The following is a 14,643-nucleotide window of genomic DNA, read 5'->3' on the forward strand; positions in this document are numbered from 1 at the left end:
TTTTTTTTCGCCCGATGCAGACGGCACAGGCGAATCAGGCAGCCTGATTGTGCTGCAACACCTTTGTCTATAACGGCTCGTTCAGCTTGTGACGCCGCCAAGGCGGCATTAGATTAGCGAATAGTCTCGGGCCCCCATCATAAGTAGAAGGGATAAGCATGACGCTTACTGATCAGTCCACCCGCATCCGCGAAGGCGAAGAGCTCGACGCCGCTGTTATCGACCCATACCTGAAGGCCAACATTCCAGGCCTGACCGGCACCCCGCGCATCAGCCAGTTCCCTGGCGGTGCATCCAACCTGACCTACCTGCTGGAATACCCCGACCAGGAGTTCGTGCTGCGCCGTCCACCCTTCGGCCACAAGGCGAAATCCGCCCATGACATGGGCCGTGAGTTTCGCATCCTCAACCAGCTCAATTCCGGCTTCCCCTACTGCCCGAAGGCGTACGTGCACTGCACTGACGAATCGGTGATCGGTGCCGAGTTCTACGTGATGGAGCGGGTGAAGGGCGTGATCCTGCGCGCCGACCTCCCAGCCGACATGAAGCTCGAGGAAGGCCAGGCCCGTGAGCTTTGCCTGAGCTTCATCGACAAGCTGGTCGAATTGCACAAGGTCGACTACAACGCCTGCGGCCTGGGCGACCTGGGCAAACCGGAAGGCTACGTGCAGCGCCAAATCGCGGGTTGGACCGACCGCTATGAGAAGGCCACGACTCCGGACGCCCCGACCTGGGAACCGGTGAAGGCCTGGCTCAAGGACAAGATGCCCGCAGACCACCACAAGCCGGCCATCGTGCATAACGACTACCGCTTCGACAACGTCATTCTCGATCCGAATGACCCGCTGAAGATCATCGGCGTACTGGACTGGGAGCTGACCACCATCGGTGATCCGTTGATGGACCTGGGCAACACCCTGGCGTACTGGATCGAGGCCAAGGACCCAGCGCCGGTGCAACTGATGCGCCGCCAGCCGAGCCACCTGCCGGGCATGCTGACCCGCCAGGAGTTCGCCGACTACTACGCCGAGCGCGCCGGCCTGCCGCCCATTACCAACCTCGATTTCTACTACACCTACGGCCTGTTCCGCCTGGCCGGCATCGTGCAGCAGATCTACTACCGCTACTTCCACGGCCAGACCCAGGACAAGCGCTTCGCCCAGTTCATCCACATGAACAAGCTGCTGGAGCAGATGAGCCTGCAGGTCATCAACCAATCACGGCTGTAAACCGGCTTACAACAAGGGGAACCCCATGTCCAAGACCAACCTGTTCGACCTCGACGGCAAGATCGCCTTCGTTTCAGGCGCCAGCCGCGGCATCGGTGAAGCCATCGCCAAGCTGCTGGCCCAGCAAGGTGCCCACGTGATCGTTTCCAGCCGCAAGATCGAGGGCTGCCAGGCCGTCGCCGATGCCATCATCGCCGAAGGCGGCAAGGCCACCGCCATCGCCTGCCACATCGGCGAGATGGAACAGATCCAGAACGTTTTTGCCGAGATCCGCGAGAAGTTCGGACGCCTCGACATCCTGGTCAACAACGCCGCGACCAACCCACAGTTCTGCAACGTGCTGGACACCGACCTGTCGGCCTTCCAGAAGACCGTGGACGTCAACATCCGTGGCTACTACTTCATGTCCATCGAAGGCGGCAAGCTGATGAAGCAGAACGGTGGTGGCAGCATCATCAACGTCGCTTCCATCAACGGCGTTTCCCCAGGCGAGTTCCAGGGCATCTACTCCGTGACCAAGGCCGCCGTGATCAGCATGACCAAGGTCTTCGCCAAGGAATGCGCCCAGTTCGGCATCCGCTGCAACGCCCTGCTGCCGGGCCTGACCGACACCAAGTTCGCTTCGGCCCTGGTGAAGAACGATGCCATCCTCAACGTCGCCCTGCAGCGCATCCCGCTCAAGCGCGTTGCCGACCCGAGCGAGATGGCTGGCACCGTTCTGTATTTGGCCAGCGATGCCTCCAGCTACACCACCGGCGTTGCACTGAACGTCGACGGCGGCTTCCTCTCCTGAGGATCACGCCCATGAAAAAGGGAGCCCGAGGGCTCCCTTTTTCATGTCCAGGATTCTGTGGGAGTGAATTCGCTCCCGCAGTGAGATGTCCTGGAATCAGCGCCAGTCCTTCAACGCTTCCTTGGCCACCTGGTTCAGTGGCTGGGCCAGCAGGCCTGTGGGTGACAGACTCACGGAATACACCGCACCGTCAGCCATCGGCAGATAGGTCACACGCTGAGCCTCAGGCACGAAAAGGAAGAAGTCGCGCTGTGCCAGACGCAGCCAGCGCCAAAGATCGACGCCGTAGGGGCTGCTCGCCAGTTGCGCGCGCGGGTGCTGGGCCAGGGCTTGCTGCTCGATGGCCAGGAAGCGACCCGACAACCGCTCCAGGCGGTAGCCCGGTTGAAGCCCCAGCAGGTTGCCCAACCCTTTCCACTTGAACAGGCGCGCATCCAGCTGCCAAAGGTCGCCATCCAGCAGCAGTTCGCGCTCGGTAGCCCCCTCGAGCAAGGTGACCTGATAGCTCTGCGGCCCCATGGATTTGAAGCTCAGGGTCACCAATGGCTTGTCTTCGGGTAGCGTGCTGTAGCTCCACAGATCCCGGGCCACCAACGCTACCAGCAACGCCAGGGCGAGGAATGCCAGCCCACAGGTGCCACGGAGCCAGCCGAGGAACCAGCTGCGGTCGAAGAGAATGCGTCCCGCCACTACCGCGACCAACACCGCCAGCAGGGCAGTAGCCCAGGCCAGGCCGTCATACTGCATGGAGCCCATTCCTTATGCGTGAAAATGCCGGCATTATGCGCAACTCCCAAAGCCGCAGCCACAAGCCACGCGGCAGTTGTAGACACGGACCTCGTTTTCCATGCCAATCCCCTTCGAGCTGGCGGTCGATCCCGCCACCCTGGCGATTCTCGCCGCCGTTGCCTTTCTTGCCGGATTCATCGATGCCATCGCGGGCGGCGGCGGCCTGCTGACCATCCCCGCCCTGCTCACTGCGGGTCTGCCGCCCCACCTGGTGCTGGGCACCAACAAACTCTGCGCCACCTTCGGCTCCGCCACCGCCAGCTACACCTTCTACCGGCGCAAGCTGTTCGACCCATCGAAATGGCGCAACGCATTGATCGCCACGGCCATCGGCGCCGCACTGGGCGCGGTGATCGCTCACTGGCTACCCGCTGCATGGCTCAACCAGATGCTGCCGGTGGTGGTCTTCGGATGTGGCCTCTACCTCTTGTTCGGCAAGACGCCGGATGTCGAGCACAGCCAGGACGCACCGATACCCCGTGACTGCCAATGGCCCCAGGGCCTCGGACTGGGTTTCTACGACGGTGTGGCCGGCCCTGGCACTGGCGCCTTCTGGACCGTCAGCAGCCTGCTGCTCTATCCCCTGGACCTGGTGCGCGCCAGCGGCGTCGCCCGCAGCATGAACTTCGTCAGCAACGCCATGGCCCTGGTGGTCTTCATCGCCGCCGGCCAGGTCGCCTGGGCACTGGGTATCAGCATGGGGGTGGCGCTGATGGCTGGTGCCTTCCTCGGCGCACGCACCGCCATCAAGGGCGGCGCCAAGTTCATCCGCCCGGTGTTCATCCTGGTGGTACTGGCGCTGACCGCGCGTCTAGTGTGGCAACACTGGATCGGCTAGGCCGAGACGACGCGCAACGTAGAGGTCGATGAGGTAACGCGCGATGGAGCGCTGCGCCGGCAATGGCGGCAGCGCATCCACGGGGAACCAGCGGGCATCTTCGATCTCACCGGGCTGCGGCACGATCTCACCACTACGGTATTCGGCGTGGAAGCCAAGCATCAGCGAATGCGGGAACGGCCAGTTCTGGCTGGAGATGTACTGGATATTGCCGATTTCTACGCCGACCTCTTCCCGCACCTCGCGAGCCACGCACTCTTCCACGGACTCGCCGGGTTCGACGAAACCCGCCAGCGTGCTGTAGACGCCACTGACGAAGCGTGGCGAGCGCGCCAGCAACAACTCGTCGCCACGACTCACCAGCACGATCATGCTCGGTGACAGCCGCGGATAATGGTGAACTTCACAGCTCGGGCAGCGCATTGCACGCTCGCCCGTGACCTGCTCCATACGCTGACCACAGCTGCCGCAGAAACGGTTCTGGTCCGCCCAGGTACCAATCTGGCTGGCGTAACCGAGCATGCGGAAGGTATCCGGATCACCCTGCAACATCACCTGGCGCAGACCCTGCCAGAAGCAGCCAGCCACGTCGGCCGGGTGAGCCAGCTCCAGCAGGTAGATAGGGTCACCATCGAAGTGACCGATGCCATGCTCGGCGAGCACCGGCAACTCCTGGCGCTTCAGCCACTCACGGGGAAACAGCACGCCATTGCTGTCAGTGAGGAACTGCTGGCGGCAGTGGGCCACGGCCCAGCCACCAGGTGCCGAGGCATCCAGCAAGCCCGACTGCCAGCGCTCGCCCGCCATATCAGGCCGCCACCGGCAAGCCGAGGGCGCGCACGCTATTGGCGGCCAGGTCGAGCACATCGGTCTGGAAGCCACGACGCATGCCGGCGCCGCCTTCGAGGTAATACTCGAGGCTGGTCAGGGCATCTGCCAGGGTTTCAAGCATCTGCTCCGAAGGCATCAAGGAGGTTTCCAGCATCTGCTGCTGGATGTATTCCGCGCAGGCGGCAACCAGGGCGGCGGCGCGCTCCTGACCGAGGAACCACAGCCCGCCACGCACGGCTTGCAGACTTACCGGTACGTTGGCCAGGTGCAATTTGTCGCCGTTCGATTCGAGATACGCAGTGATGGCCCGCTTGGCCAGGGACAGCCCCGCCTGGGCTTCATCCAGCACCACGATACGCGCTTCGGCCAGTTGATGATTGGCGAAGGACTCCGCTTCATGCCCCGGCTCGACGGCCTGGCGCACGCCTCGGCGCTCGCCGCTATCGAGGCCGGCCACCATGCTTTCCACATAAAGCACCGCATCGGCGAGCTTGAGCAGTTCGCTGGAATCGACTGGTTTGCTTGCGCCCCAGGCCGCCACCATCGGCAGCTGTACCTGCAAGGCATTGCCGGGGGAGTTCAGGCCGACCATGACGAGCGTCTTGGCCAGCTTTCCGAGCAGAGCGTGCAGGCTTCCAAAGGACTCGCCCGGCGCAGTGCCGCGCTCGATCAGGTCGATCATATCCTTGACGCTGTTCAGCTCCTCGAAGATGGCCGAGGACAGCGAACGCATAACCGCCTGACCAGGGCCGGACAGACGCTGGTATTCCTGCTCCAGGAGCTGGTCGGTAAAAGGCAGCGCGGTCATGCCGAAGACTTCGCGCAGTTCCTGGGAGCGAGGTGCCTGGCTGTCGGCCAACGCAACCAGGTAGAGGAGTTCCTTCTGCAGATTACGCGGCGCCTCGTAGGCGGCGTTGGCCAGCAGCGACTTCAGCTCACGGTCCAGCCGCGAAAACAGCTGCTTGCGCGACTTGCGCGCCAACAGTTGGCCGGCCAGTTGCGACTCGATTGCGGCCGCACCGATCCAGCACAGGCGGCCACGGGGCTGATCGCCATACAGGCGTTCGAGGCCACCAAGTGCGCGCTCCATCGTGCGCAGCGCACTGGATACCTTTTGTCCGCGCAGGAAGCCGAGCAGCCCTTGCTGATAGGCCTGACGGAAACGCCGGGCCAGGGCGTCGGGATCGGCACCTTCCGGCAACCGAACCTCCACCGCGACACGACGCGCCTGGTCCAGGCGGACGCTGAAGAAGTAACTCTCCGGCAGTGGCGGCTGGCCGCCAGCCTGACGCAGGTCGTTGATGGCGGGCAGCAGCAGCTCCGGCATTTCCTGGCGATGCAGGTCGAGATTCTCCAGGTAGCGGCGCAGCACATGCAGTGCATTGCTCAGCGCTGCCAGCTGGACGTCGCGCTCCTCGCCCGCTCCCGTGGGAATGTCGGTGGCCTGGTCCAGCAGCTCCTGGGCCAGCAGTTCGGCGCCGGTGAGCTCGATCAGGTTGAGCGTTCCACGTACCTGGTGCATGGCTTCCACGGCCAGCTGCAAAAGGCTGCCGTTCTGACGCTCGGCAATGAATTGCTCGAGGCTCTGTTCCGCATGTTCCATGGTGGCGAACAGTTCGTCGCGCACCAGCCCCAGCGAAGTGACTCCAGTGACCATGCCTTAATGCGCCTCCCGCGCGAGTGTGCGGAATCGCATCAGTCAGCGAACTCTGGCTTCTGCTTGCTCATGTGGGCTGTCATGGCCACGCGCAGGTCGGCCGATTGCAACATGGCGGCGTTCCAGGTGGCGATGTATTCGAGGCCATCGTCGACCCGGTGGTCGCGCATGTAGCGGATCATTTCCTTGGTTCCGCGTACGGCGATAGGGGACTTGGCGGCGATCTGATGGGCGATGCCGAACACCCCGTCGAGCAGGGCGACCTGGTCGGCGTAGGTTCGATTGACCAGCCCGAGGCGCTGCGCCTCTTCACCGTCGATGGTGCGGCCGGTATAGGCCAGTTCGCGCATCATGCCGTCGCCGATGATGCGCGGCAGGCGCTGCAGGGTGCCGACGTCAGCCGCCATGCCGATGTCGATTTCCTTGATGGAGAACTGCGCATCGGCGGTCGAGTAACGCATGTCGCAAGCTGAAATCAGGTCAATGGCGCCACCCAGGCAGTAGCCCTGGATAGCCGCGATCACCGGTTTGCTGCAGTTGTCGACAGCGTTGAACGAGGCTTGCAGCTCTAGAATCTTCCGGCGCAGGGCGCGTGCGTTGCGACCAGCATCCGGACCAAGTTGGGCACCGACGGAGGCGAGCATCATCAGGTCGATGCCCGAGGAGAAATGCTTGCCCGCGCCGGAAAGCACCACTACCCGAACTTCATCGTTATCCTCGATCTCGCGGAATACATCGACGATCTCTTTCCAGAAATCGGCATTCATCGCGTTGATCTTTTCCGGACGATTGATCTGCACATGGGCGATCTTGTCTGCCAACTCTACGCGGAAGGCTTTGTAATCAGGCACGGGTCAGTCCTCGGCGTGCGCCACAGAAAAAGTGTCATTCAGGAAGCCCGGCAACTATAACAAGCACGAAGTAAAAGTCGATGCTGCCCACTGTGACGCAGGCCACGCCATGCAATTGCCACTTCACATCGAAAAGCCGGCTTAAACGCTTGATCTACCGGGACCAGGCTGTCACTTTCCCTGCGCCCATCTGTAACCACAAGTCCAAGGACAACCCCGATGCCCGCCTCGCCCGCCGTCGCCCTCGGCCGCAATTTCCTCGGCAACTCGCCGCGCTGGTACAAGCTGACGATCATCGGCTTCCTGGTGCTGAATCCGGTAGTGCTCTGGCTTCTCGGCCCGGTGGTGTGCTCGTGGTTGCTGGTAGGTGAGTTCATCTTCGCCTTGGGCATGGCTCTCAAGTGCTATCCCCTGCTGCCGGGCGGGCTCCTGGTGTTGGAGGCAATACTGCTCGGCCTGGCGACACCCGACGCGGTTTACGAGGAGCTCAAGCACAACTTTCCAGTGATCCTGCTGCTGATGTTCATGGTGGCGGGCATCTATTTCATGAAGGACCTGTTGCTCCTGCTGTTTTCCCGCCTGCTGCTCGGCGTGCGCAGCAAGACCCTGCTGGCCTTGATGTTCTGCCTGCTGGCGGCCTTCCTTTCGGCTTTCCTTGACGCGCTGACCGTGACTGCCGTGATCATCAGCGTTGCCCTCGGGTTCTACGGCGTGTACCACCGCGTAGCCTCCGGCAAGGGTGCGGGCGATGAGCACAGCCCCGACTCCGACCACGACGTCGCCAGCTCCAGCCGCGAGGATCTGGAGACCTTCCGTGCCTTCCTCCGCAGCCTGCTGATGCATGCCGCCGTGGGCACCGCCCTGGGCGGTGTCTGCACCCTGGTGGGCGAACCGCAGAACCTGCTGATCGGCCACGAGGCCGGCTGGCACTTCAAGGACTTCTTCCTGAACGTAGCGCCGGTGTCGATGCCGGTGCTGGCGGCGGGCCTGTTGACTTGCGTGCTGCTGGAGAAACTGGGCTGGTTCGGTTACGGCGCCCAGTTGCCAGACAGCGTACGGCAGGTGCTGGCTGACTTCGCCCATGAAGAGAACCTGCGGCGCAACCAGAACCAGCGTCTGGCGCTGATGGTCCAGGGCGTGGCAGCGCTGATTCTCATCCTCTGCCTGGCGCTGCATGTGGCGGAAGTGGGACTGATTGGCCTGCTGGTGATCGTGCTGATCACCAGTTTCAACGGCATCACCGACGAGCACCAGATTGGCCGCGCATTCCAGGACGCCCTGCCCTTCACCGCCCTGCTGGTGACCTTCTTCGCGGTGGTGGCGGTGATCCAGCAGCAGCACCTGTTCACCCCGATCATCCACGCGGTACTGGCGATGCCGGTGGACCAGCAACCGGGGATGCTGTTCATCGCCAACGGTTTGCTCTCGGCCATCAGCGACAACGTCTTCGTTGCCACTATCTACATCACCGAAGTGAAGAACGCGCTGGATGCCGGGAACATGACCCGCGAGCATTTCGACACCCTGGCGGTGGCCATCAACACCGGTACCAACCTGCCCAGTGTCGCCACGCCCAACGGCCAGGCGGCCTTCCTCTTCCTGCTCACCTCATCCGTGGCACCGCTGGTGCGCCTGTCCTACGGCCGCATGGTGTGGATGGCCCTGCCCTACACCATCGTAATGGGCGTACTCGGCTGGTGGGCCGTCAGCCATTGGCTCTGACGGCCGCCTCGGCCTGCACCCGATTGCGCCACTGCCGCCAGGTATAGAGCGGAATGCCGGCCATGAGCACGAGGAAGCCCCAGAAGATGGCCTGCTCGCCGGTGCCGTAAAGGGCCCAGATGGAATAGACGAAGCCCAACACGCCGATGGCCACTAGCCGACCACGTTCGCGCTCGGAGAAGTCGCCGGGCTTCACCGCCAGTTGCTGCAGCAGCGCTGCGGTGCAGAAGGCATAAGGCACCACGCCTGTCATGGTGCCGAGCAGGATGATGACGTTGAACACGTCCACCAGGTCGCCCTGGCCATCCACCAGCACCAGCGCAGTGACCAGCACACCGGAAACCAGTAGGCCATGGGCCGGCACGCCGTACTTGTTGGTCTGCGCCAGAGATTCAGGCAACAGGCCATCGCGGGCGGTGGCCATCGGAATCTGGCCCTGCAGCAGGACCCAGCCATTCAGCGCGCCCAGGCAGGCGATCACCGCGCCGCCGGCCACCAGGTGATAGCCCCACTCCCCCACCAGCACCCGCGCTGCATCGGCGAAAGGCGCCGTGGAATGCATCAGCACGTCAGGCGGCAGAACGCCTTGTACGGCAGTAATGGAAAGGATGTAGACCCCGGCCGCCACCAGGGTCCCAAACACCGTGGCCCGTGGGATGGTGCGTTTGGGGTCGTCGACATCATCCGCCGGCACGGTCGCCGACTCCAGGCCAATGAATGACCAGAGCGTGAGTGCCGCCGTGGTGGCGATGGCATTGGCGTATCCGCCAGCGCCTGGCGGCAGCTCGCTGACCTCGGGAATTCGCAGGTATTCGGGATGGAAGGAAAACCAGCCGAGAATACCCACCAGCAGCAGTGGGATGAGCTTGAGCGCGGTGAGAATGTTCTGTGCCAGGCCGAATGCGCCGATGCCGCGCAGGTTGATCAGGGTGCAGAGCCAGATCGCGCCGATTGCGGTGCCCACCATCAGCACCGGATCGCGCAGCGCGGGAATGAAGACCTGCAGGTAGCCCACCAGGGTCACGGAGATGGCCGCATTGCCTATCCACGCAGCCTTCCAGTAGGTCCAGGCGCAGAGGTAGCCGGCAAAGTTTCCAAATCCGTCGCGGGTATAGGCATAAGGTCCCCCGGCCGAGGGGTTGAGCCTCGCCAGACGGGCAAAGGTCAACGCAAGGATCACCGCTCCGGTGCTGGAGATCAGCCAGCCGAACAGGCTGAGGCCACCGTAGGCGGCCAGGCTCGAGGGAAGGAGGAACACGCCCGAGCCGATCATGTTGCCCACCACCAGCGCGGTGCAGGTCCAGAACCCCATTCTGCCGCGAGGCTTCGCCACTTCCCCAGTCGCCATCGCGTTCCCCCGCAGTCCGATTTATTCCCTGATGCAGTCCACTGTATAGCAGCGACCTGTAGGACTTTCCTGACAGTTGAGCCCATGGACGTCGATATCGAAGCCCGGGAAGCTGATGTCGAAGGTTCGCGCGAACTCCAGATAGTCGATTATCGCGCGTGTTTCAGCCGTAAAGCGCTCGCCCGGCATGATCAAAGGGATGCCCGGCGGATAGGGCACCAGCATCACAGCGGCGATGCGCCCTTGCAGCTTGTCCAGGGGCACCGGCTCCACGTCGCCACGGACCAGCTTGTCATAGGCGTCAGCCGGCTTCATCGCCAACTCCGGCAGCTTGGTGTACATGCGTCGCAGCGCCTTGGGTGTGGCGCTGTTGCGATAGCAGGCGTGCAGCGCGTCGCAGAGGTCGCGCAGCCCCATGCCGGCATATCGGGCCCCATGTCCAGTGGCGATCGAGGGCAACGCATCGCTCAGCGGTTGATTGGCGTCGTAACCGCGCTTGAACTCCAGCAACTCAGTGAGCAAGGTGCTCCACTTGCCTTTGGTGATGCCCATGGAGAACAACACCAGGAATGAATAGAGGCCGGTCTTCTCCACCACCAGCCCCCGCTCCCAGAGGAACTTGCTGACCACCGCCGCGGGAATGCCCTGTTCGCCCAGCTTGCCGTCAGCGGTCAGGCCCGGCGTTACCAGGGTGACCTTGATCGGATCGAGCAGCACGTAGTCGTCTGCCACATCGCCGAAACCGTGCCAGTCCGCATCCGGGCGCAACAGCCAGTCCACGGTACTGACGGCATCGGTTCCCTCGACCAGGGGCGGCTCCCAGATGTCGAACCACCAGTCGTCCGCCGCAAGGTTCTGCCACACATTGGCCAGGGCGCGGCGGAAGCGCAGGGCCTCATCGAAGGTTTCCTGGATCAGCGAATGCCCGGCCGGCCCTTCCATCATTGCGGAAGCCACATCGAGCGAGGCGATGATGCCGTACTGCGGCGAGGTCGATATGTGCATCATGAACGCTTCGTTGAAGCGGTGCCGGTCGAGCCGGCGAGCGCCACCGTCCTGTACATGGATCATCGACGCCTGACTGAATGCTGCCAGCAGCTTGTGTGTGGAGTGGGTGGTGAATACCAGCGGCGAGCGCTCCTCGCGTTGGGTGCACATGCCGTAGCGGCCGGCGTAGAAATCGTGGAACGCTGCATAGGCGTACCAGGCCTCGTCGAAGTGCAACACTTCCACCGAATCGCCCAGTGCCTGCTTGATCATTTCTGCGTTGTAGCAGAGACCGTCGTAGGTGGAGTTGGTCACCACCGCCAGCTTGACCTTCGGCTCGCGCCCCTTGGCGAGCGGACTGGCATCGATCTTCGCCTTGATCGACTCACGGCTGAACTCGCGTAGCGGAATCGGTCCGATGATGCCCAGCTCGTTTCGTTCCGGCGTCAGGTACAGCGGGATGGCGCCAGTCATGATGATGGAATGGACGATCGACTTGTGACAGTTGCGATCCACCAGCACCAGGTCGTCGCGGCCAACCATCGAATGCCAGACGATCTTGTTGGCGGTCGAAGTGCCGTTGATCACGAAGAAGGTATGGTCGGCGCCGAAGTTCTGCGCGGCCCGGGCCTCGGCTTCGGCCAGGGGACCTGTGTGATCCAGCAACGAGCCCAGTTCCGGCACCGATACCGAGAGGTCCGAGCGCAGCGTGTTCTCGCCGAAGAACTGGTGAAACGCCTGCCCCACCGGGCTCTTGCGGTAGGCCACACCACCGCCGTGGCCAGGCGTGTGCCAGGAATAGTTGGATTGCGCGGTGTGTTCCACCAGCGCCCGGAAGAATGGCGGTAGCAGGCCTTCCAGGTAGTTGCGCGCAGCTCGGGCCACCTGGCGGGCAAGGAAGGGCACCGTGTCCTCATAGAGATAAAGCAGACCACGTAGCTGGTTGAGGTCTGCCATCGCCTCGGCGGGTGCGTTCTCGATGGTCACCTGCTCGCCCAGGGCAAATATCGGCAGCTGTGGCGCACGCACGCGGGCCACGCGGATCAGCTCCACCATGTCCTGCAGCAATCGCTGGTTTTCCCCGGCGCCTTCGGCGGCGACCAGAATGCACGCAAGGCCGTGGTGGGTGGAAGCGACGATGCGGCCTTCGGCGGAACTGGCGGTAGAGAGGATGGTGAAGCCTTCCTGCTCCAGTTCTCGGGCGATGGCGCGAACCCGGTCACCGGCAACGGTATCGGCCTTGATGTCGCGATGGACGATGAGGACGGGGAACTTGAGCTCTTTATACATTGTGGCTCCCTGAGGGGCGGGCCTGCCCGCCTATGCCCTCAGGGTAGAAGCTCGATCACAGGGGTGGTACCCCCGCAGCCACTGGCTGTACGTAAAGGTCGCAATCAGGAAGCTGGTGGAGCGTCCATCTGCACCCAGAGAGCCGGAGCCCCGGCGGCTTTCTCGATGGCGGCCAGGCGCGAAGCGTGGGCGGCCAACTCTTCCTCACTGGCGCGGATCACCCGGCTGGGCGTGCGATCGGCCGGCAGGCGACGGATCGGTGAAGCCTGGGCTCGACCACCGCTGCCCTCGCTACCTTCGCCGGCGAGAGACAGGTTGGTCTGGCCTCCGGTCATCGCCAGGTAGACGTCAGCGAGGATCTCGGCGTCGAGCAATGCGCCGTGCAGTTCACGGTTGGAGTTGTCGACGTCGTAGCGCTTGCACAGGGCGTCCAGGCTGTTGCGCTGCCCCGGGTGGCGCTCGCGGGCCATCATCAGGGTGTCGAGCACGGTGCAGTGCTCGGTGACGTCGCTGCGATCGGACTGCCCCAGCAGGGCGAATTCGTTGTTGATGAAGCCGATGTCGAACGCCGCGTTATGGATGATCAGCTCGGCGCCCTTGATGAACTCGAAGAATTCGTCAGCGACGTCCTTGAAGCGCGGCTTGCCCACCAGGAATTCGTTGGTGATCCCGTGTACCGCGATGGCGCCTTCATCCACCTCACGGTCGGGTTGCAGGTAAACGTGGAAATGGCGACCAGTAAGGCGCCGGCCTTCCATCTCGACGCAGCCGATCTCGATGACGCGATGGCCGTCGGTGACCGGCATGCCGGTAGTTTCAGTATCGAGGACTACAAAACGCATGTTCAGGGCCTATGAAGGAGATTGCCGCAAGGGCGCAATTCTAAGTGCCCGCTCACGATCTTGCGAGCTAGGGCCATGCAAGGCAAAAACAGGGGAGGAAGCAGAGTTTACAGCTGTAAATGAGCATTACTCGCTTCGCTCCCCTTCGTGCCGCGCTGAAGCGCGTTAGCCGCAAGCGACTTTCCGAGACTGCTTTTCAACGCCGCAGGGCTGACGCCCAGCTGATCGTGAACGGGTTCTAACGGGCGTTGAGTTCGCTGACACCCCGATTCGCCAACTGGTCGGCGCGTTCGTTGCCGGGGTGGCCGGTATGGCCGCGTACCCATTGCCAACGCACGGTGTGGCGATTGACCTGCTCATCCAGGGCTTGCCAGAGGTCGGCGTTCTTCACTGGCTGCTTGGCAGCGGTCTTCCAGCCGCGCTTCTTCCAGTTAGGCATCCACTCGGTGATGCCCTGCATCACGTACTGGGAGTCGGTGATGATCTTCACCTCGCAGGAACGCTTGAGCGCTACCAGCCCCATGATGGCGGCCATCAATTCCATGCGGTTGTTGGTAGTATCGCGCTCACCACCCCAGAGCTCGCGCTCGGCACCCTTGTACACCAGCAAGGCGCCCCAGCCGCCAGGACCAGGATTGCCCTTGCAGGCGCCATCGGTATAGATCTCGACCAGATCGCTCACTTAAGCCTCATGTTTCGAATCGCACCGGCTGACCTTAGCCACCGGCATGGGAACCAGCTTGCCCATGGGCTCTCGCCGGGCCTGACGCAGTGGCCGCAGGCCGATCACCAGCTTGCGCGCCACCAATAGATAGAAGCCCGCACCGAACCCTTGTCCGGCGGCGCCCCAGCGCTCCAGGCGAGCCAGGCGTGTTTGCCAGGCGGCCGAAGCAAGCGGCGGACGATAGCACCCGAAGCGGCGTTTCTCCAGCGCGAAGCCCAGCAGGTTCAGCCAGTCGCTGACCCGTGTCGGCGAGATGCAGCGGGCACGGCGCAGGGCATCACGAGCGAAGTAGTGGCGCACGCCCCAGGCACTCCATGGGTTGACCCCGACGATGATCAGGTGCCCGCCTGGACGGACACTGCGTGCGGCTTCACGCAGCAGGCTATGGGGGGAAAGGCAGAAATCCAGGCCGTGTTGCAGCACCACCACGTCCGCGGCGTGTTCGCTGAGCGGCCAGGCGGACTCTTCGCAGGCAATCTCCACGCCGGGCAATGGCGCACCGAGATGCACGCAGCGCTGGATTTGTTTGGCTCCTGGGGGCAACTCCGCACGGGGTCCGTAGTGCACCAGATAGCCGCCGAAGTAGCGCGCCATCTCGTCCTCCAGCAAGCGCTGCTCTTCGAACAGCATCAGGCCGCCGAGGGGACCGGAGAACCAGGAGCGGGCCCCGGAGATCAGCTCCAGCCAGTCGGCATCGGCTTGGGCGAATGCTTTTTCGGTCATGGCAATCTCCTGCATGAGA

The 14,643-nt window shown here is 63.2% G+C and carries 13 protein-coding genes; 4 read left to right on the forward strand and 9 right to left on the reverse strand.

Annotated features, from left to right (window positions below; genetic code table 11):
- Positions 1–158: 158 nt before the first annotated feature.
- Positions 159–1,229 (forward strand): phosphotransferase family protein, encoded by a 1,071-nt coding sequence (locus SA496_RS15935; RefSeq protein ID WP_120650330.1) that lies wholly within the window; start codon positions 159–161, stop codon positions 1,227–1,229.
- Positions 1,230–1,254: 25 nt separating this feature from the next.
- Positions 1,255–2,022: an SDR family oxidoreductase gene (locus tag SA496_RS15940; protein ID WP_120650328.1), complete on the forward strand. Its 768-nt coding sequence runs from the start codon at positions 1,255–1,257 to the stop codon at positions 2,020–2,022.
- Positions 2,023–2,118: 96 nt separating this feature from the next.
- Here the strand turns inward: SA496_RS15940 and SA496_RS15945 are convergent, their stop codons facing one another.
- Positions 2,119–2,769 (reverse strand): hypothetical protein, encoded by a 651-nt coding sequence (locus tag SA496_RS15945; RefSeq protein ID WP_120650326.1) that lies wholly within the window; start codon positions 2,767–2,769, stop codon positions 2,119–2,121.
- Positions 2,770–2,875: 106 nt separating this feature from the next.
- On the opposite strand from SA496_RS15945, the gene SA496_RS15950 reads away from it, so the two are divergent.
- On the forward strand, positions 2,876–3,649 hold the full coding sequence (locus SA496_RS15950; protein WP_162945885.1) for a TSUP family transporter: 774 nt from the start codon (positions 2,876–2,878) through the stop codon (positions 3,647–3,649).
- Here SA496_RS15950 and nudC read toward each other — a convergent pair.
- From nudC to SA496_RS15965, 3 genes are read right to left on the reverse strand one after another with little or no spacing between them, the layout of a single operon-like run.
- Positions 3,623–4,456 carry an NAD(+) diphosphatase gene (gene nudC / locus SA496_RS15955; RefSeq protein WP_120650322.1) on the reverse strand — a complete coding sequence of 278 codons (834 nt, stop codon included), beginning with the start codon at positions 4,454–4,456 and terminating at the stop codon, positions 3,623–3,625. The genes SA496_RS15950 and nudC overlap by 27 nt on opposite strands.
- A 1-nt stretch (position 4,457) precedes the next feature.
- The gene (locus SA496_RS15960; RefSeq protein WP_120650320.1) at positions 4,458–6,137 is read right to left on the reverse strand and encodes a ferrous iron transporter B; all 1,680 of its coding nucleotides are present in this window, start codon (positions 6,135–6,137) and stop codon (positions 4,458–4,460) included.
- A gap of 38 nt (positions 6,138–6,175) precedes the next feature.
- Complete coding sequence (locus SA496_RS15965; protein ID WP_120650318.1) at positions 6,176–6,988, reverse strand: crotonase/enoyl-CoA hydratase family protein; 813 nt, start codon at positions 6,986–6,988, stop codon at positions 6,176–6,178.
- Between the two features lie 219 nt (positions 6,989–7,207).
- On the opposite strand from SA496_RS15965, the gene nhaB reads away from it, so the two are divergent.
- A complete protein-coding gene (nhaB, locus tag SA496_RS15970) occupies positions 7,208–8,710 on the forward strand; it encodes a sodium/proton antiporter NhaB (protein WP_330114131.1) in 1,503 nt (500 codons plus the stop codon).
- Here the strand turns inward: nhaB and SA496_RS15975 are convergent.
- The 5 genes from SA496_RS15975 to SA496_RS15995 form a co-directional block, all read right to left on the reverse strand.
- Positions 8,694–10,058, reverse strand: coding sequence for an amino acid permease (locus SA496_RS15975; protein WP_120650314.1), 1,365 nt, complete (start codon positions 10,056–10,058; stop codon positions 8,694–8,696). The genes nhaB and SA496_RS15975 overlap by 17 nt on opposite strands.
- 21 nt (positions 10,059–10,079) lie before the next feature.
- Complete coding sequence (locus SA496_RS15980) at positions 10,080–12,335, reverse strand: Orn/Lys/Arg decarboxylase N-terminal domain-containing protein (RefSeq protein ID WP_153917167.1); 2,256 nt, start codon at positions 12,333–12,335, stop codon at positions 10,080–10,082.
- A gap of 104 nt (positions 12,336–12,439) precedes the next feature.
- Positions 12,440–13,177: a DNA polymerase III subunit epsilon gene (gene dnaQ / locus SA496_RS15985; RefSeq protein WP_120650310.1), complete on the reverse strand. Its 738-nt coding sequence runs from the start codon at positions 13,175–13,177 to the stop codon at positions 12,440–12,442.
- 238 nt (positions 13,178–13,415) lie between these two features.
- Positions 13,416–13,859, reverse strand: a complete 444-nt coding sequence (rnhA, locus tag SA496_RS15990) for a ribonuclease HI (protein WP_120650308.1) — start codon at positions 13,857–13,859, stop codon at positions 13,416–13,418.
- Positions 13,860–14,624, reverse strand: a complete 765-nt coding sequence (locus SA496_RS15995) for a methyltransferase domain-containing protein (RefSeq protein ID WP_120655170.1) — start codon at positions 14,622–14,624, stop codon at positions 13,860–13,862. It abuts the gene before it with no gap.
- Positions 14,625–14,643 lie beyond the last annotated feature (19 nt).

It is taken from the genome of Pseudomonas sp. JS3066 (genome assembly GCF_036328175.1).
GTDB lineage: Bacteria > Pseudomonadota > Gammaproteobacteria > Pseudomonadales > Pseudomonadaceae > Metapseudomonas.

What these genes read in the sequence shown, in the direction of transcription:
- SA496_RS15935 (WP_120650330.1), top strand. Translation starts at nt 159, where the DNA reads ATGACGCTTACTGATCAGTCCACCCGCATCCGCGAAGGCGAAGAGCTC.
- SA496_RS15940 (WP_120650328.1), top strand. Translation starts at nt 1,255, where the DNA reads ATGTCCAAGACCAACCTGTTCGACCTCGACGGCAAGATCGCCTTCGTT.
- SA496_RS15945 (WP_120650326.1), bottom strand. Translation starts at nt 2,769, where the DNA reads ATGCAGTATGACGGCCTGGCCTGGGCTACTGCCCTGCTGGCGGTGTTG.
- nudC (WP_120650322.1), bottom strand. Translation starts at nt 4,456, where the DNA reads ATGGCGGGCGAGCGCTGGCAGTCGGGCTTGCTGGATGCCTCGGCACCT.
- SA496_RS15960 (WP_120650320.1), bottom strand. Translation starts at nt 6,137, where the DNA reads ATGGTCACTGGAGTCACTTCGCTGGGGCTGGTGCGCGACGAACTGTTC.
- nhaB (WP_330114131.1), top strand. Translation starts at nt 7,208, where the DNA reads ATGCCCGCCTCGCCCGCCGTCGCCCTCGGCCGCAATTTCCTCGGCAAC.
- SA496_RS15975 (WP_120650314.1), bottom strand. Translation starts at nt 10,058, where the DNA reads ATGGCGACTGGGGAAGTGGCGAAGCCTCGCGGCAGAATGGGGTTCTGG.
- SA496_RS15980 (WP_153917167.1), bottom strand. Translation starts at nt 12,335, where the DNA reads ATGTATAAAGAGCTCAAGTTCCCCGTCCTCATCGTCCATCGCGACATC.
- dnaQ (WP_120650310.1), bottom strand. Translation starts at nt 13,177, where the DNA reads ATGCGTTTTGTAGTCCTCGATACTGAAACTACCGGCATGCCGGTCACC.
- SA496_RS15995 (WP_120655170.1), bottom strand. Translation starts at nt 14,624, where the DNA reads ATGACCGAAAAAGCATTCGCCCAAGCCGATGCCGACTGGCTGGAGCTG.